Source organism: Pseudomonas sp. PvP009 (genome assembly GCF_017832995.1).
Lineage (GTDB): Bacteria > Pseudomonadota > Gammaproteobacteria > Pseudomonadales > Pseudomonadaceae > Aquipseudomonas > Aquipseudomonas syringae.
In genome coordinates, this window is the sequence record NZ_JAFIBG010000001.1 from 868,418 (window position 1) to 889,231 (window position 20,814).

Consider the following 20,814-nt stretch of genomic DNA (forward strand, 5'->3'; position numbering starts at 1 on the left):
GCAAAGCTCGAAATTTATTCTTATTTTTTACGTGCTTTATTTTCTCCGTCAAGGCCAGAAAAGGTAGTTCGTGATGGCAAATAAAAACAATGCGTTTCGACAGGGTATGTTTGATAAAGCTTCTGACAAGCTAAAATTAATAATTTTTATTTCTGTTCTGGCGTTGGTTAGCTATGAAAGCATTGATGCAGGTGTGGTCTTTTTATTTTTGGAGGTTGTATTTATAGCAACCCTATCCTTGGCGGTTTATTGTCGAAAGCATAAAAGGTGGAAGCAGTCAATTAGGCTGTATTTGGTCAATAGAGCTGTCGGCTTTCTACAGCCAATAATAACGTTATTTTTCGCTTTATTTGTTTTTGATTTGGAGGTGGCTGATCATGGATTGGCCTATTCCGCTTTGATAGCGGATGTGATAATAACAGCAATCACCATTGATATGTTTGTTGACTATTTTTCGCCCGTAAGGGTAAGGGAAATGCTCATTCAGGATGTAGAGTCCCTATATGAAATAGAAAAAGAAACATTCAGCGAAGATCAGCTTGCCTCACCAAGTCAAATCAAAAAAAGAATCCAGACAAATCCCGGAACCTGTTTTCTTGCGGAGCATGTAGAGTTCGGGGTTGTGGGGTCTTTATATGTCAGGCCCGTATCGAAAGAGGACACTGTAATAACAAAAAAGGACCATAAGGAAATACAGAATAATGATGATTTTTCAACGCATAAAAAAAGCGACTCTCTTTATATTGTCGGCATTCAAGCAAAAAAAGTTAAGGGCGTATCGGTTGCTGCATATCTCCAGGCGGCCTGCATAAAAAATGCCATGCTGAAAGACTATAAGGGAATATTTGGAGGTCCTAGAATACCGGAGTATCATTTGCATAACGATGTTGATCTGGAGCAGTTTGTACAATCAGACAGCGCTAAACTTCTAAAGCATCTTCTAAGGAATGCAACCATTCCTTTTGTGTGCAAGCCTGAAGTATTATGCGGACTTTATGACTACTTTCCGGATCCTGAGAGCTTGAACTGTGCAGCGCTTGTATGGATGCCAACGCCGTTTTATAGAGCACCCAAGCCCGTAAAAAAAATATTCTCTGGAATAATATATTCTTTTGCAATAGCGTTTTAGTCAGGAAAGCGCTGAGCCATAATCCCGTCTGTACCGCTCTAATTTTCAAGCCGATTTTTCAATCGATCGGTATTATTTTACGTTTTTTTTGGTGGGAGGCGATTTCTGCCCTCATGCTGCCGATTTGCGGGCCGGCCCCGCTTTTCTGGCGGATTTATCCCGCCATGTGTTGCAACTACCGTTCGGCCAACATCAGATGGGTTAGCCGAAACAGACTGAACACTGCGCCGGGAGGGGCGAGGATTAACTGGTTTCCAGGACGCGATTGTATTTTGTCAGGCTCAGCGCAGTTGCGGAGACAATATTGCCCTCAAAGGAAATGCATTTTCTGCCACTGCGCTTGGCGTGATACAGGTTATCATCGGCCTCTTTCAACAGGTCACTGAGCGTTTCAACCCGCGACAAACTCGCCACACCGCCACTGAATGAATAGAGGACTTGAACCGTCTCATCCTTTTGCGCGAGCATCAACAACTCTTCCAGTGCGTGTACAGCGTCTGTGGCGTTCGCCGCCGATAAGATCACGCCAAACTCTTCCCCACCCAAACGCCCAAAGGCGATCAGTCCCTTTGTGCTTTTGAGGAGTGTCGCAAAACCAACAAGGACATTGTCGCCCACGTCGTGACCATGGGTGTCGTTGATACTTTTAAAGTGATCCAGATCAATCATGGCAAACCACAACGACGATTTTTCAGCGGACGCCAGCGCAGTATTCAGACTGGCAACCAGTGCGCGGCGATTGGGCGCATGCGTCAGGGCGTCGGTTTCGGACAGTTCCTGATAACGGTCCCTGGCTGCCATGGTCTGCATGACCAGGCTCAGGAAAGTTGCATTGAGGCAGCCGCCCAGCAAGGTCGAGCTGATCAGGAACACATAAAACAACGGCGCATGGTTGACGCCAACAGCCGTCAGGTCCATTTGCCACATGATCAACCAGATCAACGCCGCCGCAGCGATGTAATCAATGAACTTGACGAAGAATACGCTCATTCCTGTGATGAGCAGGGAGGTGACCACCAACCCCCACATCGATGCTTCCACGCCCATGCGTTCGACCTGTTCATTGAACAGAAAGGTCAGCGATGCCATGTAAATGATGCCGAACAGACGCCATGCCAGCATGCTCCTGCTATTGGACGTGACAATAATCGACAGCGCTGCCCCCGCCAGCGCGCAGCAGATGAATATATCCAGTGATCGATCAATGGACGGATTCAGGCACCAACTGATAACCCAACTGAAAAGACCGATCAATTGAGACAGCTTCAAGGGGACGAAAATAGAGTTTTTCAGGTTTCTTCTTTGCGGCATGTGCAGCTTCCATACTTATGCCAGCCGAACCGTTATCGACGGCACACGCCTTGATTGAGAGGGGTGATGATATATGGCCACTATACCTCATTGCCAGATGAGGGGGGATGGCCGCTGGTCTTGCTGTGGACGGTGCGCGCGGGCCTTGTTGAATGATGGCCAGGGCAGCGGCCGGTCTGATCTACAGTTGTTTGCGCAGCCAGGTGTAGTCCGATGGTCAGGTGTAGACAGCATGGGCGCTTCGCCCTGGTCCATGAATATGGGCAATACGAAGATTGCCTCCAGCTCTCTGCTGTTGAGATGGATCAGCCCTGGTGCCACAGGAATTCCATCGACGCGAGCCAGGTAAATAATCTTTTCCACCCAGGATCTGTATTTATCCGAGGTTCACAGCGTTACGAATTGCTCAGCCAATCCGATACGTTTTGCAACGCAAAGTGACAGGAAACGTTGAATAAAGCCCACGGAGACGTGAGACGCTTGAAACATTAAACATAAAGTGAGTTATTTAGAAAACAGGACACTGGAATAAGCGCGACGTCATCAGCTATATCGATCTATAAAACCTGCTCGCCTAAAGCATTCTCGCCTAAAAGACGAGCGTCCGGTTTCAACCGGTCATCATGAGTTTAATGGATTCATGTTGCTAAAGATTAGTTCATGACTACGCTCAGCTATCATGAACAACACTTGAGCGCCAGCCCCCTCACTCTGAGAGGTGGCCATGTATTTCCGACTGTGATTGTGACAGTGCTTTCATAGCCCCACACATAGCCATGTGTGCGAATTTAATTATAAGGATATTTCCATGGGTCTTAATAGAATGTCCAAAATAAAACGCTTGTCAGCGCGTGCGGGGCTGGATTCACTGGCTGCGCAGGCGTTGACATCCGTCGCAGCCTTCCGTCAGAAGCTATCGACTCGCAAGTTATTATCCAGTGAGGTCGATGAACTGTACGAGGCTGCCCGAGAGGAGCGAGAGGCGGCGCTCATTTACGAGAAATGCTTGCTGGTTCGATCCTCTCCATTGCTGAAAAACGCAGTGCGCTTGGGCATCAACCCTCCGGGCGAGTCGCTACGTGATTATGAAGAGCAGTTTGGTAATCGCGCCAGTGCCTACACTTCACCAGGCTCCGTGTCATCGATGTTCTCACCCGCGGCCTACCTTTCGGCTCTCTACCGGAATGCTTGCGGCTTGTACCCGGAAGAGTCGCCTTATCACATTGATAGGCGCCGGCCCGACCTAAAGGGGGTATTACTCAGCCAGAGCAATATGAGCAAAGAGGTTTCTGCACTCTCGCTCTCCAATGAGGTATTAATGACCTTGGCCGGCAAGGAGATGGCGGTTGATGATCAAAATGCGGTATTGGAAGCCCTGGCTGAATTTCGACTCAGTGCCTCGACCCCGTATCACCACCCCCATGCACGTCTGCGTCAGAGTCGTATACAGAAGGACCCTAAGTTCAAGCAGTTAGCGGCTAATCCTAGGGTAACGGGTTTGTTCTCAGGGGCTACTATGGCGGGAATGGCCTTTGATATGCCTCCTGAGTTGTACACTATTTTGACGGAGGAGGTCACGTCGGAAAATGCAGCAGCGTTATACGCTAAAAACTTTGGAGACTTACCTGAAGAGTACCTGCTGAACCCGCAGAGTTTGCGTCGTTATTACGGGCTCAGTGACGAAGAGGTGACGCTGTTTACAACCATTGACTGGGAGGGTGAGCAAGACGGAGGCGGAGAAGGCGAATACGTCGATAATGTGCTCACGACCATGATTGATGGCGCGGTCTACCGTTTGCAGTGCGGTCAGCATTATACATTAGACTTTGCTTGGTTGTTCCCTAAAGGAAATGGTGCCTATGAACTGAGGTTTAGTTACAATGATGTTCATCAGGCTTTTAAAGCGTTTCGGGTACATTTAAATGACGGGGGAACTCTATTTGATAATCCTGACTGGACTCCACCGGATGCGGGAGCCACGTGTGTCGTTCAGATAGCGTCGGGCGTTCCAGAGGGTAGCTTTACGCTTTATTTGGAAAGGTATCGCCAAGACGGCTTATTTGTTAGTGCTCCTGTTGCGTATGATGTAAGTATCAGTCGCTCGGCGGTAGCTTACTTGCTTAAGTTGAATAAGGCGATACGCCTGTGGCGTGCCACAGGGATGCATCCTAGAGCGTTGGAAACTATTGTCAATAGCGTAAATCCTAATAACATTACCGATGGGACATTGCAGCTTCTGTTCCAGGTTCAGCGCTGCGTACAGCGTTATGGCGTTGAGCCTGAAGAAGCGTTGGTGCTCTGCGGAGGATTGTTGTCTCAATCGGGGTATGACGACAATCAAAGCCTGTTCGATCAGGTGTTTAATAGTCCACCGCTCAATGGCGAGCCATTCGCGCCGTCGACGACCCAGATAAACCTGCTGCCGGATAACGCTGCCGACCACTCTTTTGAAAAAGCTGTTTTGAAACGCGCGTTCAACGTTGATGACGTGGGTCTTTTTACGTTGCTAAGTGTATTCGACAATAGCGTATCTACAGGCACATTTACTCTTAAGCTGAAAAATCTTTCAGCGATGTACGCCTTGAGTCGTTGGGCCCGACTGCATGGGCTTAGTGTGGCGGAGCTAAGGCAATTACTAAAAGCTGCTGACTTGCCCAGGCTCACCTCCGAGCTAGAGAATACTCAGCTTTGGTCAGGTTGGCTGCAAAAGGTCGACAGCCTGACGCAGTGGCTTAACGCGCGAAAACTGTCCGTTGCCTCCGTTGAGCTGCTAACGCGCCCCACATTTATACAGGTGGCCAGCACCGAAATTTCGGCGCTACTGGACGAAGTCAAGCGAGTGATAGACGCTAACGGTGACGCCGATACGTTGGCTAAACGTATCTCTCTTCTTGCACCCGTTTTGGTTTCGTCTTTAGCGCTACCGTCCGCCGCAGTGGCTGAGTCGGTTCTTGCCTGGGCCAATGGCCTCCGGCCCGCTGAGTGGACCGTGGATCAATTCTGGGACGGGGCGGCGACCAACGATGTGAAGGCCGTTGCCTTTTGCTACGGACTAGCGCAATTGGCGCTGATTTATCACGCCACAGGTATCAACCCCCAAGCCTTTTCATTGTTTGTAGCCAGTCCTGCTCGGCTCTTGGGTCCAGTACCAGAGACTGTGGTGTTGCCGCGTGCTTTGGCGACGTTACAAGCGCTCTGTAACTTTAGTGCCTGGCTAAAAAGCCTGGGTGATGGTGCGTCTACCTTATTGGCAGCCTTTGTGGCGGATACCCTTACCCCGGCCGATCTTGCCATTGCGATGAATGACGATGCGGCAAGGTTCGAGCAGGCTACTGAGCAAGCATTTTCCCAGGCTCAAGCCGCTTCAGACACACAGCTGAATGCGTGGTCGGAGATCGACGCTGTGTTGCAGTGGGCGGCATTGAGCGCCGCCTTTGGTGTGACACCCGTGAATATTGGGGAGCTTCTTGCGCTGAGCTATACGGCAGATAATCAGCCGTCATGGGACGACTGGGTGCGCGTTGCAGATGCGTTCTCAGCCGGACTATCGCAAAACGAGACGAAAGGCATGGAGGCCGCTTTGGCCTCCGGACTCAGCGCCGCCCTGTGTGGTTATCTGCTCAAGTCTGGGTTGATTGCTCAAGTCGCCAATAAGTCTCGTGAAGGACTCTATCAATATCTGCTATTGGACAACCTTAACGGGCCACAGGTGATGGCCTCTCGGGTGGCGGAAGCCATCGTGAGCTTGCAGACATTTATACAGCGGACCCTAAGTGCAGCCGAGTCACAAGGTCTTGTTGATAAAGCGGCAGTGACGGGGCAATTCTTTACCGACTGGGAGCGCTATAACCAGCGCTACAGCACCTGGGCAGGCGCGGCTAAGTTAGTCTACTACCCGGAGAACTACGTCGATCCCACGGTGCGTCTGGGCCAAAGCGGCATGATGAATACGATGCTGCAAACTTTGGGGCAGGCGCAACTCAATACCGATACGGTCGGGGACGCATTCAACACCTACCTCAATAGTTTTGAGGAGGTGGCCAATCTCAGGGTGATCAGTGGCTATCACGACAACCTGGACGTCCACGAGGGGAAGACCTACTTCATCGGAACTAACCAGAGCGAAGTGCGTGAATTCTACTGGCGCAGCGCGGACGAAGGCCGGCGCGGTGAAGACGGTCAGTTAGCGGCGAACGCCTGGACGGACTGGCGCAAGATAGAATGTGCCGCACAGCCGTGGGGAGACTGTATTCGGCCAGTGATCTACAAATCGCGCCTTTATCTCTGCTGGCTAGAGCGAAAAGACGTGACACCGCCCAATACGTACCGTGCACTGGATAATGCAGGGGTCTTTGAGTACGCCATCAATATTTCTTACCTGCGTTACGACGGTAATTGGACTTCACCAAAAATGGTTGATGTTACCGATGAGCTAAGCCGGTTCGATCTGGAGAATACGTCACTAGGTTTATATTGCAGCAACTTTCAAAAAGATGAAGCCATGACGGTATTGGTATACACAAAAATACCGGCGACTTCCGCTTCGGAAGAGGCGCCCGATAAAAGTCTGCTCTATGTGTATGAGGACATGTCGATAAATCATAAGGCCTATGCTGATGCAGTAACGTTCGCTGAGTACATTAGGCACCAGTTGGACAGTGAAAGCGCTACCTTCGTTGTTAACGTTTATGCGCAGGCACTGGACGTCGATAAAAAGCTAAGCTTTTTCAGCGAGCAGGTAAACGACTTTAAAATGGTAGGTGATGCTAGCAATATAACTGTTCAGGATGGATCGAGCAATAGTGGCATAGTTCTTGGCTTATCGCCCAGATTTTCAGTTGAACATAGGCTTGCTGGTTGGAAATACCGGGTTTATAGGGAGATTGTATTGGCAAATGGTGGTGGGTTTGTATTCTTTCATGGTGTGCATTTTGTTGTTGATTACGACTTCCATGTCTTCAGAAGCGCAAATTTCATTTATTTGGTATTCCCTCTGCAATATGACGTGCAGTATGGTAGCCTCAAAGAGGCTAAGGCGTATGACGTTGTCTCGGACACATATGTTTCATTAGGTGTTGGTACGAGGTCTGAAGCTTCGAATGATGGGTATGTAATATATAAAATATCAGAATTCAGGCCGGGCTCTAATCAGACGGCCATTCCTTTTGTTAGATTTGATTTTTGGTTTTCTTATAGTATATTTCCTTTTTTGAGCGAGTTTGAAAGTACTGACGATATCGTTGCTTCACAAGAAGATATTTGCGTAGAAATTACAGATGGAGTAGTTGCTAGTCGTTTTTCGGTTGCGGATTATGCTCAACATCCCGAGGATTTGGCGTTGGGTGAAACCAATATCTATCAGTTCAATTTACTTGAAGTGCCTGTCACCAGCTCATGGGGCGAGAGCACTGAGATTACCCTGGCCGTGAAGTTTAAGGTTCGTGAAAGCGATTGCGCTCACTACACACTGCGCCTGTTTCGCCCTTCTCTGGATGTCAAAAATCTCATTCAGCTAAAAACCACTTCCGATAACGCCCAATACATGCAGATTGATGCATATCGCACACGTCTCAATACACTGTTCGCCCGACAGTTGGTGGAGCGGGCTGCTTCAGGTATCGACACTATTCTTAGCTACGAGACGCAAGAGATTCAGGAACCTCAGCTGGGCGAGGGGTTTTTTGTGACTCTTAATTTGCCCGTCTATGACCAAGCGCAACACGGCGATGAAAAATGGGTAAGGATGTATTATCAATCATTTGCTGAGGTTGATGATAATTATCTCGCGTGGTCGGGGAATCTTAGTGATCAGGCTATAACGCCAGTGGAGCTGTTTGTTCCATGCCCTGACCGCGGCTGGTTTGTACCGTCGGATATTCATCTGCGGATACAGTATCAAGGCGCAGACTTCAACAAAGCTAATAACCAAAGCGTTTGGATCGGTTACGTACCTAACGTGAGGGATGTCGATATCGCGAGACCCGGGCGCACGTCGCCTCTTGCTCCGTATATTGTCCACAGCGTTACGGGGCGTGATAATAGCACCGTACCGATGGACTTCTCAGGCGCCAACGCCCTGTACTTCTGGGAGCTGTTCTACTACACCCCAATGATGTCGGCGCAACGCTTCATGCAAGAACAACAATTCACGTTGGCTGATCAATGGTTGCGCTATGTATGGAGCCCATCGGGTTATGTTGTTCGCGGTCAGCATGTCGACCGTAGCTGGAACGTGCGCCCACTTCAAGAGGACACCTGTTGGAACGATGCCCCGCTCAAAGCTGTAGATCCTGACGCAGTGGCGCAAAATGACCCTATGCATTACAAGGTCGCTACCTTCATGCGGGCATTGGACTTGCTTATTGCTCGAGGCGACTCTGCCTACCGTAAGCTTGAGCGAGATACCCTCACTGAGGCAAAAGTCTGGTACAGCCAGGCTCTGAACCTGCTGGGTGAACAGCCCTACATCCGCGCCAATGCGCAGTGGACTGAGCCATCGCTAGGCGAGGCATCCTCTCAGGCGTTGGCTGAGCAACACGTAACCGTATTGAGCTTACTGCGCGAAGGGAGAGCCTTAACCCTTAAGGCTATGGCACCTACAAACACGGCCGCTGCAAGTTCATTGTTCCTGCCTGAAGTCAACGAGGTGATGCAGGGCTACTGGTTAACGTTGCGCCAACGCATGTACAACTTGCGGCATAACCTGACGCTGGACGGCCAACCGTTACTGTTGCCGCTGTTTGCCAAGCCGGCGGATCCAAAGGCTTTGCTCAACGCTGCCGTGGCCGCAGAAAGTAGTGGCGGTTCAGAGCTCCCCGTCACCTCTCTCCCTCTTTGGCGGTTCGATCCGATGCTGGAAAGTGCTCGCGGGCTGGTATTTCAACTTATTCAGTTTGGTAATGCAGTGCAGGGTGTGCTCGAGCGTCAGGATGCAGAATCACTGAATGCCTTATTGCAAAACCAGGGCACTGAGTTGATGGCCAGCAGTATCCGCGTACAAGAAGGCATGCTCAGAGAGCTCGAGGCTGAAAAAGCGGTCCTTTCTAAAGCCAAAGACAGTGCACGGAAGCGATTCGACAGTTATTCCCGCATGCATGATGAAAACATTAATGCTCGCGAACGTTTGTCCATAGGGATGCAAGTAGCTTCACAATCGGTTGCGGCTGGAGCAAAGGTTGCGCATATGACCGCAGCTGCTGCAGGCCTTGCGCCAAATATCTTCGGGCTCGCCAATGGCGGTATGAAGTATGAAGGTGTAGGCAATGCGGTCGGCATTGGTATTACGATGGCGTCCGATGTGTTGATGATAACGAGTTTACGCATTGCTCAGGAAGAGATGTACCGTCGCCGGCGTGAGGAGTGGGAGATTCAGCGCAACAATGCAGAAGGTGATATCCATCAGATGGAGGCTTAACTGGCGGCTCTGGAGGTACGCATAGAGTCTGCTGAACTGCAGAAAATTCACCTGGAGATGCAACAAGGACACGCACAGGCGCAGTTAGACTTTCTGCAGACCAAGTTTAGTAATAGCGCTCTATACAGCTGGCTGCGTGGTCGTTTGGCAACCATTTACTTCCAGTTTTACGACCTGGCTGTATCTCGTTGCCTGATGACCGAAAAGGCGTGGCACTGGGAGAGTGGTAAGAGCGATACCTACATTCGCGGTGGTGGATGGCAGGGTACCTGGGCCGGACTTACCTGTGGCGAGGGACTTATGCTCAATCTGGCGCAGTTGGAAGCCGCACGGATGAAGTGGTCTAAACGTGCTCTTGAAGTCACACGCACTGTTTCGCTGGCTGATTTTTATCGCAGCACATTGACAGAATCCGATCAGTTTGAGCTGTCAGCTGCGGTGTCGGCGTTGCTGAACGGTGACACGCCTCCAGAGGGCAGCGCCGAGCGTGTCAGGCTGGACGAAAGCGGCGCGTTAACGGCGTCAATTACACTGGCGGATATGAATATAGTTGATGACTACCCCAGCGGGCTGGGAGATCAGCGCCGAATCAAGCAGGTCAGCGTATCACTGCCCGCCTTGTTAGGACCTTATCAGGATGTTCAGGCGGTACTCAATTATACCGGTGGTGTGAACGAGTTACCGCCGGGCTGCGACAACATGGCAATCTCGCGAGGCGTGAATGACAGCGGTCAGTTTCAGTCCGACTTTAATGACCCGCGTTGGTTACCGTTTGAAGGTGCAGATATCAGGGAGGGCAGCATGATAATCAGCTTCCCGCAGGCCGAAACGAAACAGAAGGCGCTGCTGGAAAGCCTGACCGATATCATTTTGCACATTAGCTACACGATCCGCTCTTCATAATATCCCTGGCTGGATCCGCCTGGAGGGGCGGGTCCTTTGAAGAGCCATGTGGATGACTCGGTTTCCATGGAATCGCTGCCCCCCAGTGCTTCTTGGGTCATCATTCGCGGTGCTAGCCGCTTGCCCGTGCGCTTCCAGAAGTTCGCATCAGGTGCATGGAGTACCCTTTGGAGCGCCAATATCAATAGCACTCCAAAAGCGTCGAAACCCCTGTATTTTCTGGATCACAGACACAAAAAAAGACGCCCTAGGGCGTCTTCATTTGCAATTTGGTGGAGCCGGGGGGATTTGAACCCCCGTCCGCCAGTACTCCGCTGTCGGTACTACATGCTTAGCCGTGTCTATTAAGTTAACCCTCAGCGACCCGACGGGCAGGGTGCTTTGGGCGAGTTGTGTAAGTTTTAGTCGCTTCGTCCACAACGTACTAGGCGACGATCCTGTTCTATATGACAATCATTTCGGGTTTACAGGCATCCCCTGATGATTGCTGGAGCCGAAGCTACCAGAAGGAAGGCTAGCACCGCTTACGCGGCGAGAGCGTATTCCCCGTAGGTTTCGTCATTGGCAACTATAGAAAGTTGCAACAGTGGATTTACGAGTTCTGTTACCAACTCGGCATGCACCTAAAGTTTCATCACCGGCGTCGAATCCAAATCGGCCCCGAGACTGCTTTCGCAATCGCTGGGGCGCAGTGTACGCCAATTGGCGTGACACGTCGACCCGTCTGCTGCAATCGTTCAGGCCAGCCTGGGTGGCTGGCCTGCTCGAAGGTTTACTTGGTGCCTTCGCTGCCCGAACCGGTGTTTTTCAGGGCAGTGAGCGTCTTGGTGGTGATCTCGACGCATTTTTTCTCGTCGTTCTGCGCTTGGGCCGCTTTGGCGTTCTTCACAGTCGTCTCGAGCATTGTCTTGTTTTCTGGGCTCAAGTTGGTGCTGGACGAAGTATTAGCGTTTTCGATGGTCTTGATGTTCGCTGCGCACAGATCATCGGCGGCAAAAACCGGCGAAGCCAACAGGGCGGCGCTGAGGAACAATCCAGTGAGGGCGGTACGCTTCATGTGTCTCTCCTTGTAACCTGTGGACTCGGTATGGCCGGTGTTTGAGGCCGTCGCCCGAGGGGTTTGAAAGCCCGTTTAGTAGCTGGGCCTAAAGGATTGACTGTGGTGTAACGCAGGCGTTCTATTTTATTTTCGGAATACTGCGAAATAGCCACATTGCGCATTCAAGCACCAAAATGAGGCGATCTTCGCTTTGAGGTATCGAACGGGTTGAGGCGGGGGAGTGGAGCGGTGTGTGCGGGTAAAGGGGTCGATATGAAGTGCCAAATGTCCGGGTCAGGACATCTGGCACACGCCAGCGCCGGGAACTAGTCTTCCTTGCCCTTGGAGCGCACGGCACGCTGGAGTTCACGGTCCGAATCGCGTTCGCGTTCGGTGTGACGCTTGTCGTATTCCTTCTTGCCTTTACCCAGCGCAATTTCGCACTTGACCAGGTGCTCCTTCCAGTAAACGGAAAGGGCGACGCAGGCATAGCCTTTCTGCTGAACCGAACTGGTGAGCTTTTCGAGCTCGCGCTTGTTCAGCAGCAGTTTGCGGGTGCGTGTCGGGTCAGCGATGACGTGTGTGCTGGCAGTCTTGAGAGGCGTGATGTGGCAACCCATCAGCCAGGCCTCGCCATCCTTGAGCAGCACATAACTGTCGACCAGCTGTACCTTGGTGGCACGCAGGCTTTTTACTTCCCAGCCAGACAGGACCAGACCGGCCTCGAACTTGTGTTCGATGAAGTAATCGTGACGCGCTTTCTTATTTTGCGCGATGGTCCCTGTAGGGTGTTTCTTGAGCTTAGCCATAGGGGGCGCATTATAGGCAGTTGCATCAATGTCGGCTACGGGAAAGCGCGTGCTTGAGCACAAAGGTTGAATCCCGGACAATGCGCGATCTTTTTTGGCTGGGCGTTTCGATAATGTCGACGGACAAGGTTTCGGTCCACGGTAGCTGGGCAAGTCGCTGGGTGTTCATCCTGGCTGCCACCGGCTCTGCTGTGGGGCTGGGCAGTATCTGGAAATTTCCGTACATGGTCGGTGCCTATGGCGGCGGTGCATTTGTACTGGTTTTTCTGGCGTGCATCGCGCTGATCGGTATTCCGGTCATGATCGCCGAGACGCTGATTGGCCGTCGTTCCCGGCTCAGTCCTGCGAATGCGCTCAAGACGCTGGCGCAGGAAGCGGGTCATTCGCCGCGCTGGTCCTGGGGGGCGTTTGCCGGGATGATCACGGCGCTGCTGATTCTCTCCTTTTATAGTGTGGTGGGCGGCTGGTCGCTGGATTACATCATCGACATGGGGCGCGGCGACTTTCAGGGTGTGTCGCCGGATCAGGTCGGTGCGTATTTCGGTGCGGTGATTGCCGACCCATGGCGCCTGATTCTGTGGCACACGATTTTCATGCTGCTGTCGGCGGTGGTGATCGGCAAAGGTGTCGAGGCCGGGCTGGAGAAGAGTCTGCGCATCATGATGCCAATGCTTTTCCTGCTGATGCTCGCGCTGTTGGGCTATAGCCTGACCACCGGGCATTTCATGGAAGGCGTGCATTTCATGTTCGACTTCAATCCCGAGAAGGTGCTGGATGGCTTGCTGCCTGCGATGGGCCATGCGTTCTTTTCCCTGAGCGTCGGTGTCGGCTCGATCATGGTCTACGGCGCGTACATGACCAAAGGCGCGTCGATCAGCAGCACTGTCGTCGGCATCGCGTTGCTCGATACCTTCGTTTCGCTGTTGGCCGGCCTTGCGCTGTTCCCGATCGTGTTCGCCGCAGGCCTGAACCCCAGCGAGGGGCCGGGCCTTATGTTCGTCACGCTGCCTTATGCATTCGGCAATGTCGCGTTCGGCCAGTTGATGGGCATCGTGTTCTTCGTGTTGGTGGCCGTTGCAGCCTGGAGTTCGGCGATTTCGTTGCTAGAGCCGATGGTTGCCTACCTGGTCGAGCGCACCCGTATTCGCCGCGCCTGGGTGACGTTCTGGCTGGCCTTTACCTGCTGGTTTGTGGGCCTGGGTACGGTGTTCTCGTTCAATATCTGGCAAAAAGCCAAGTTTTTCGTGAACGATGGAGGCGCATTCCACCTCTATCAATGGGGCGCATCGACTGGCCTGGACTTCTTCGGAGTCATTGATTTCTTCACTTCGCGGATCATGTTGCCGCTGGGTGGGTTGTGTTTTGTAGTATTCGCTGGTTGGGTGATGGGCCGTGAGACGGTGCGCGACGAATTGTCGATTCGCAGTCCGCTGCTCTTCAACCTGACGTACTTTTTGATGCGCTACGTGGCGCCGCTCGGCATTCTTGTGGTGTTTGCCGCTCAGCTCTGGAAATGACGCTCACATGACTACGCATATACAACGCTCTGCTTTACTGCCGTACCCGGCCAGGTTCCTTTATGACCTGGTCAATGATGTGGCTCGTTATCCCGAGTTCCTGCCTTGGTGCTCGTCCGCTACCGTGGTTGAAGCCAGTGAGGCGCAGATGCGCGCCAGCCTGGAGATCGCCAAGGGTGGTTTGAGCCAGAAATTCATGACGCGCAACACGCTGGTTCCCGGCGAGTCGATCGTGATGGACCTGGTCGAAGGGCCGTTCGAACAGTTTCACGGTGTCTGGACGTTCAAGCCGCTGGGCGAGAAAGCCTGCAAGATCAGTCTGGATCTGTCCTTCGATTATGCCGGCACCATCGTTCGCGCCACGCTGGGGCCGCTGTTCAATCAGGCAGCCAACACGCTGGTGGATGCATTCTGCCAGCGAGCGAAAGAGCTGCATGGCTGACGCATCGATTCAGATAGAGGTGGTCTACGCCTCAGTGCAGCGCCAGGTATTGAAGACGGTCGATGTGCCGGTCGGCTCTTCGGTACGCCACGCGCTGGCGCTCAGCGGTATGGACAAGGAGTTTCCCGAGCTGGATCTGAGCCAATGCGCCGTCGGTATCTTCGGCAAGGTGGTGGCTGATCCTGCTGCGCGGGTGCTGGAGGCGGGGGAGCGGATAGAGATCTATCGTCCGCTGGTGGCCGACCCGATGGAGATCAGACGTCTGCGCGCGGCCAAGGCGCGTGAGAAAAGAACGCCTACAGGATGAGTTCGGGCTGAACGCGGGCTGAATGGAAGACACAAAAAAGCCCGGCATGCCGGGCTTTTTGTTGGGCCCTTTGGACTACCGGGTGTTGGTGTCCAGCGGCTCCTGGGTCGGGACCGGTACTGTCTCGACGCTGTCCACGTCCTTCTGGATTGTATCCAGCAACGAACCTGGCTTGGCCGGTTCCTCAGGCTGCTGCACTGGCTGGTTCTCTGCCGGGGCAGTGGTGTCGCTGCCCTTGCCGAGAATGGCTTCATCGCGGCTGACGCCGGGCATGAAGTCGCCAGACAGGCTCACGAGCTGGTCATTGCCGTTGAATATAAGGCTGACACGCTCCTGCTGGCGTTCACCGCCACCTGGCTGCAGGCTGTACAGGTAATCCCACCGATCGGAGTGGAAAGTGTCGGTCAACAGGGGGTTGCCCATGATAAACCGTACTTGCCGCCGGGTCATTCCGGGGCGTAACTGGTCTATCATGTCCTGCGTGACGACATTACCCTGCTGGATGTCGATTTTGTAAACCCCGGGGAATGAACAACCGGCGAGTGCGAGCAGTCCCACGAAGGTGAAACTGGTTAGCAAGAGCTTGGTGTTTTGCATCGGTGGGCGACTTCCACTATCTTGGCTGGGACAACGTAAACTCCGATCATACCTGCATTAAGAGAAGCTGCGAAGCAGCGTCTGCGAGAAAGCTGACCATGGTTGAAAATAACGAACTACGTAAAGTAGGACTCAAGGTAACCTTACCGCGGGTCAAAATACTGCAAATGCTCGATTCTGCAGAGCAACGCCACATGAGTGCCGAGGATGTCTATAAGGCTCTCATGGAGGCCAGCGAGGACGTCGGTCTGGCCACGGTTTACCGTGTTCTGACTCAGTTCGAGTCCGCTGGACTGGTGGTGCGCCACAATTTCGACGGCGGTCATGCTGTGTTCGAGCTGGCTGATGGCGGCCACCACGACCACATGGTCAACGTGGAATCGGGTGAGGTGATCGAATTCTTCGACGAAGAAATCGAGAAGCTTCAGAAAGCCATTGTCGAAAGACACGGCTTTGACCTGGTGGACCACAATCTGGTGCTCTACGTCCGTAACAAGAAGGCGTAATCAGCAACAGGGGCGACCGCGGTCGCCTTTGTGCTTTCTATCGCTCAGCTTTTAGCCGTAACGACCATCTTTTTGGCGTGCGCCAGAGATTCCTTGGTCAGGTCGATGCCGCCCAGCATGCGGGCGACTTCTTCTATACGTTCAGTCTTGCTGAGCCTGGATACGGCTGTGCGCGTTGCGTCGTTGTCCCGCACCTTATGCACGAACAGGTGCTGATGGCCCTGCGCCGCGACCTGCGGCAGGTGAGTGACGGTCATGACCTGGCCGCGCTCGCCCAGGCGACGCAGCAGTTGCCCCACGATCTCGGCGGTCGGTCCGCCAATCCCCACATCCACTTCGTCGAATACCAGCGTCGGCACCCGTGAGGTTTGCGCAGTGATAACCTGAATCGCCAGGCTGATGCGCGACAGCTCACCACCCGACGCGACTTTCGCCAGCGCTTTCAATGGTTGGCCGGGGTTGGCGCTGACCAATAGCTCTACCTGCTCCAGGCCGTGAGACGAGGGTTCTACGCTGGCGTTGGCTTTGAGGTCGATCTGGAAACGACCGCCGGGCATGCCCAGACGATGAATTTCCTGTTCTACGGCGCTGGCCAGTTTCGTCGCCGAATTGTGACGCAGGTCGCTCAGCTCGCGGGCTTTATCCTGATAGTGCCGCGCGAATGCTTGCACTTCATGCTCCAGCCGTTCGATGGATTCGTCGTTGGCATTCAGCGTTTCTATTTCATCCAGCAGCTTTTGTTGCAGTGTCGCCACTTCGCCTGGCTGGATGCGGTGCTTGCGCGCCAGCGTATAGATAGCATCGAGTCGTTCTTCAAGCTGTTGCAGGCGGGCAGGGTCGGCATCGAAGTGATCCAGAAAGCGATTCAGCTCGCCTACCGCTTCTTCTACCTGTATCTGCGCGCTGGACAGCAGTCCTGTGGCCTCGCTCAGGGCGGACGGGGAATGGTCGACGCTGCCAAGGCGATGCAGGCTGGCGGTCAGGGCATTGAGCACGTTGCCGGAATCGCTTTCGCTGCACTGCTCGACCACTTGTCGGCAAATGCTCAGCAGGCTTTCGGCGTTGGTCAGGTCCTTGTGTTCCTGTTCGAGCTGTTCGAGCTCGTTTTCGCCCAGGCTCAGGCTTTCCAGTTCTTCGAGCTGATAGCTCAGCAACTGATGCCGTGCGCGTTGCTCGTCACCCGAATTGGAGAGGCGCTCGAGCTCCTGCCGCGTCTGCCGCCAGCGCTGGGCCGCGAGATGAACCTGACGGGCCAGATCGGTCGCACCCGCGTATTCGTCGAGCAGGCGTCGGTGGGTGTCGGTCTTGAGCAGCGACTGGTGTTCATGCTGGCTGTGAATATCGATGAGCAGTTCGCCCAGCGCCTTCAGGTCGCCCTGAGGGCAAGGCGAGCCATTGATATAGGAGCGTGACCGACCTTCGGCGGTGATGACCCGGCGCAGGATGCAGGGGCCGTCGTTGTCCAGGTCGCGCTCTTTGAGCCAGGTCTGTGCCTCGGGAATATCGCCCAGGTCGAACGTGGCCAGGATGTCGGCCTTATCGGCGCCTGGCCGGACCACGCCGCTGTCGGCGCGGTCGCCCAAGGTCAGGCCCAGGGCGTCGAGCATGATCGACTTGCCAGCGCCGGTTTCGCCGGTGATGACGCTCATGCCTCGATCCAGTTCAAGGTCAAGGTGTTCGACAATGGCGTAGTTGTGTACGGAAAGGTGCACCAGCATTGAGCGGCTCCCGGGCTGTTTGTCTGGTTATTTATACAGTGTTTTATTTGTGGCTGACAATGCCCTTGCTTAGCTCGATTTGATCGGTTTTCAGTGGTTTTTAGTCTCTCTTGTGTCAATGCGCCATTTTTTGCCGGGCCGGAATCCGGATTATTTGTCAGGGAATGCGTATCTCGATCACAAGAAACCCTTGAAGCCGGAAAATCCGATCCCATATAGGTGGGCAGAAGCGCGAATCGGGATCGCGGACGTTTTTAGAGGAGAAGATGTATGGCTGACGAACAGAATCTGGATGCGCAGGCTCAGGATCAGGCTGCCGAGGCGGGCGCGGGCGATGAACTGACAACCCGTGTGCAGGTGCTCGAAGAGCAACTGGCCGCTGCGCAGGACCAATCCCTTCGCGTGGCTGCGGATCTGCAGAATGTCCGCCGCCGTGCCGAACAGGATGTTGAAAAGGCGCACAAGTTTGCGCTGGAAAAATTTGCCGGTGATCTGTTGCCGATCATCGACAGTCTGGAGCGAGGCCTTGATCTGTCCAGTCCGGACGATGAAAGCATTCGCCCGATGCGTGAAGGCATCGAGCTGACCTTGAAGATGTTCCAGGACACCCTCAAGCGTTATCAGCTGGAAGCCATCGATCCGCACGGCCAACCGTTCAGTGCCGACCAGCACCAGGCGATGGCCATGCAGGAAAGTGCCGACGTTGAGCCCAACACGGTGCTCAAGGTATTTCAGAAGGGTTATCAGCTTAATGGTCGCCTGCTGCGCCCGGCCATGGTCGTGGTCAGCAAGGCACCATCGCCTGCAACGCCGTCAATCAACGAGCAGGCTTGAAATCAGCTGTAAGGCCCCCATTTAAAGGTCAAGCGTTTAAGAGCTACCGCACGGTGTCAACGCACTGGCGGCAACCAAATCCAAGTTTTGCAAGTTTCGGGAGAGTCAAAGATGGGCAGAATTATCGGTATCGACCTGGGGACTACCAACTCCTGCGTCTCCATTCTGGAAAACGGTAACGTCAAGGTTATCGAGAACGCTGAAGGTACTCGTACTACACCTTCGATCATCGCCTATGCAAATGATGGCGAGATCCTGGTCGGTCAGTCCGCCAAGCGTCAGGCGGTCACCAACCCGCACAACACCCTGTACGCGGTGAAGCGTCTGATCGGTCGCAAGTTCGAAGAGGATGTCGTTCAGAAAGACATCCAGATGGTCCCTTACAAGATCGTCAAGGCTGACAACGGTGACGCCTGGGTTGAAGTGAATGGCCAGAAAATGGCGCCTCCTCAGATTTCCGCTGAAATCCTGAAGAAAATGAAAAAGACTGCCGAAGACTACCTCGGTGAAGCGGTTACCGAAGCGGTCATCACCGTTCCGGCCTACTTCAACGACAGTCAGCGTCAGGCGACCAAGGACGCTGGCCGTATCGCCGGTCTGGACGTCAAGCGCATCATCAACGAACCTACCGCAGCTGCGCTGGCGTACGGTATGGACAAGGCCAAGGGCGACCACACTGTCATCGTTTATGACCTGGGTGGCGGTACTTTCGACGTCTCGGTCATCGAGATCGCTGAAGTCGATGGCGAGCACCAGTTCGAAGTGTTGGCCACCAACGGTGACACGTTCCTGGGTGGTGAAGACTTTGACATTCGTCTGATCGACTACTTCGTCGACGAATTCAAGAAAGAAAGCGGCATGAACCTCAAGGGTGATCCGCTGGCCATGCAGCGTCTGAAAGAAGCTGCCGAAAAAGCCAAGATCGAGCTGTCTTCCAGCACCCAGACCGAAGTCAACCTGCCGTACATCACTGCAGACGCAACCGGTCCTAAGCACCTGGTAGTGAAGATCTCCCGCTCCAAGCTGGAATCGCTGGTTGAAGACCTGGTTCAGCGCACCATCGCTCCATGCGAAATGGCGCTGAAAGATGCTGGCATCGACAGAAGCAAGATCAACGACGTGATTCTGGTCGGTGGTCAGACGCGTATGCCGCTGGTTCAGAAGCTGGTGACCGAGTTCTTCGGCAAAGAAGCACGTAAAGACGTCAACCCTGACGAAGCCGTTGCCATGGGTGCTGCCATTCAGGGCGCAGTCCTGGCCGGTGATGTCAAAGACGTTCTGCTGCTGGACGTCAGCCCGCTGACTCTGGGTATCGAAACCATGGGCGGCGTGATGACTGCGCTGATCGAGAAAAACACCACGATTCCTACCAAGAAATCCCAGGTGTTCTCGACTGCCGATGACAACCAGAACGCGGTAACCATCCACGTCCTGCAGGGCGAGCGTAAGCAAGCCGGTCAGAACAAGTCGCTGGGCAAGTTCGACCTGGCCGAGATTCCACCTGCTCCACGTGGCGTGCCACAGATCGAAGTGACCTTCGACATCGACGCAAACGGCATCCTGCACGTTGGCGCGAAAGACAAGGCCACCGGCAAGCAGCAGTCCATCGTGATCAAGGCCAACTCCGGTCTGTCCGAGGAAGAAATTCAGCAGATGGTTCGCGATGCTGAAGTCAACTCCGAAGAAGATCGCAAGTTCGAAGAGCTGGCCTCTGCCCGTAACCAGGGTGATGCGCTGGTCCACTCGACTCGCAAGATGATCGCTGACGCGGGCGACAAGGTCACCGCTGAAGAGAAGACTGCGGTAGAAGCTGCACTGGTTGCTCTGGAAGCCGCTATCAAAGGCGACGACAAGGCTGCCATTGAAGCCAAGGTCGAAGAGCTGTCGAAGGTTTCCGCGCCAATCGCTCAGAAGATGTACGCCGAGCAGGCTGAAAACCCGGACGCTGCGGCCAAGCCAGCTGAAGAAACTGCCAAGGCTGACGATGTCGTCGACGCCGAGTTTGAAGAAGTAAAAGACCACAAGTAAGCGCAGGCTCACTTGAAAGCCGGTTGACCTCTTTCGAGCGCTGACTGGTAGGATGTCGCCGCGCGGGAGCTTGCTCCCGCGTTGGCGTGTCTGGAACAGGCAAAAATTTCGGCGTGTGGAGTTGCTCCGCACGCCACGTGGCAAGATCGCGACGCTCCTGCGTGGCGAATCATTCTGCCGCTTTCTCGGCCGGATGCATCTGGCTGCTGAACGAAGACCAGGATCGTTGAATCGACGTGAGTTGGGTCCGGGCCTGTATG

At 53.7% G+C, this 20,814-nt stretch carries 12 protein-coding genes, 1 other RNA gene and 1 pseudogene; 8 read left to right on the plus strand and 6 right to left on the minus strand.

The window, feature by feature from the left end:
* Window positions 1–73: 73 nt before the first annotated feature.
* The gene (locus JOE29_RS03870; RefSeq protein ID WP_210078810.1) at window positions 74–1,129 is read left to right on the plus strand and encodes a hypothetical protein; all 1,056 of its coding nucleotides are present in this window, start codon (window positions 74–76) and stop codon (window positions 1,127–1,129) included.
* A 243-nt stretch (window positions 1,130–1,372) separates the two neighbouring features.
* Here JOE29_RS03870 and JOE29_RS03875 read toward each other — a convergent pair whose 3' ends face one another.
* Window positions 1,373–2,440 (minus strand): GGDEF domain-containing protein, encoded by a 1,068-nt coding sequence (locus JOE29_RS03875; protein ID WP_210078811.1) that lies wholly within the window; start codon window positions 2,438–2,440, stop codon window positions 1,373–1,375.
* Between the two features lie 808 nt (window positions 2,441–3,248).
* On the opposite strand from JOE29_RS03875, the pseudogene JOE29_RS03880 reads away from it, so the two are divergent.
* Window positions 3,249–10,757, plus strand: a pseudogene (locus JOE29_RS03880) (neuraminidase-like domain-containing protein).
* A 270-nt stretch (window positions 10,758–11,027) separates the two neighbouring features.
* Here the strand turns inward: JOE29_RS03880 and ssrA are convergent.
* The 3 genes from ssrA to smpB form a co-directional block, all read right to left on the minus strand.
* Window positions 11,028–11,419, minus strand: a transfer-messenger RNA (tmRNA) gene (gene ssrA / locus JOE29_RS03885).
* A gap of 110 nt (window positions 11,420–11,529) precedes the next feature.
* Window positions 11,530–11,814, minus strand: coding sequence for a hypothetical protein (locus JOE29_RS03890; protein WP_003313650.1), 285 nt, complete (start codon window positions 11,812–11,814; stop codon window positions 11,530–11,532).
* A gap of 308 nt (window positions 11,815–12,122) precedes the next feature.
* Window positions 12,123–12,605 (minus strand): SsrA-binding protein SmpB, encoded by a 483-nt coding sequence (smpB, locus tag JOE29_RS03895; protein WP_003313649.1) that lies wholly within the window; start codon window positions 12,603–12,605, stop codon window positions 12,123–12,125.
* A 113-nt stretch (window positions 12,606–12,718) separates the two neighbouring features.
* Here smpB and JOE29_RS03900 point away from each other — a divergent pair, with 113 nt between their 5' ends.
* Genes JOE29_RS03900 through JOE29_RS03910 form a run of 3 tightly spaced genes read left to right on the plus strand, consistent with a single transcriptional unit; the run spans window position 12,719 to window position 14,871 of the window.
* A complete protein-coding gene (locus tag JOE29_RS03900) occupies window positions 12,719–14,122 on the plus strand; it encodes a sodium-dependent transporter (protein ID WP_024648070.1) in 1,404 nt (467 codons plus the stop codon).
* Window positions 14,123–14,129: 7 nt separating this feature from the next.
* The gene (locus tag JOE29_RS03905; protein WP_003340547.1) at window positions 14,130–14,564 is read left to right on the plus strand and encodes a type II toxin-antitoxin system RatA family toxin; all 435 of its coding nucleotides are present in this window, start codon (window positions 14,130–14,132) and stop codon (window positions 14,562–14,564) included.
* The gene (locus tag JOE29_RS03910) at window positions 14,557–14,871 is read left to right on the plus strand and encodes an RnfH family protein (protein WP_057406267.1); all 315 of its coding nucleotides are present in this window, start codon (window positions 14,557–14,559) and stop codon (window positions 14,869–14,871) included. The genes JOE29_RS03905 and JOE29_RS03910 overlap by 8 nt, the downstream gene beginning before the upstream one ends.
* 75 nt (window positions 14,872–14,946) lie before the next feature.
* Here the strand turns inward: JOE29_RS03910 and JOE29_RS03915 are convergent, their stop codons facing one another.
* A complete protein-coding gene (locus tag JOE29_RS03915) occupies window positions 14,947–15,468 on the minus strand; it encodes an outer membrane protein assembly factor BamE (protein WP_003395171.1) in 522 nt (173 codons plus the stop codon).
* A 98-nt stretch (window positions 15,469–15,566) separates the two neighbouring features.
* Here JOE29_RS03915 and fur point away from each other — a divergent pair, with 98 nt between their 5' ends.
* Complete coding sequence (fur, locus tag JOE29_RS03920) at window positions 15,567–15,974, plus strand: ferric iron uptake transcriptional regulator (RefSeq protein ID WP_003313643.1); 408 nt, start codon at window positions 15,567–15,569, stop codon at window positions 15,972–15,974.
* Between the two features lie 44 nt (window positions 15,975–16,018).
* Here fur and recN read toward each other — a convergent pair whose 3' ends face one another.
* Window positions 16,019–17,692 (minus strand): DNA repair protein RecN, encoded by a 1,674-nt coding sequence (gene recN / locus JOE29_RS03925; protein WP_137983072.1) that lies wholly within the window; start codon window positions 17,690–17,692, stop codon window positions 16,019–16,021.
* 270 nt (window positions 17,693–17,962) lie between these two features.
* Between recN and grpE the strand changes: the two genes are divergently transcribed.
* Together grpE and dnaK are read left to right on the plus strand one after the other, a co-directional pair.
* Window positions 17,963–18,526, plus strand: coding sequence for a nucleotide exchange factor GrpE (grpE, locus tag JOE29_RS03930; protein WP_003313642.1), 564 nt, complete (start codon window positions 17,963–17,965; stop codon window positions 18,524–18,526).
* A gap of 111 nt (window positions 18,527–18,637) precedes the next feature.
* Window positions 18,638–20,554: a molecular chaperone DnaK gene (gene dnaK / locus JOE29_RS03935; RefSeq protein WP_003313641.1), complete on the plus strand. Its 1,917-nt coding sequence runs from the start codon at window positions 18,638–18,640 to the stop codon at window positions 20,552–20,554.
* Window positions 20,555–20,814 lie beyond the last annotated feature (260 nt).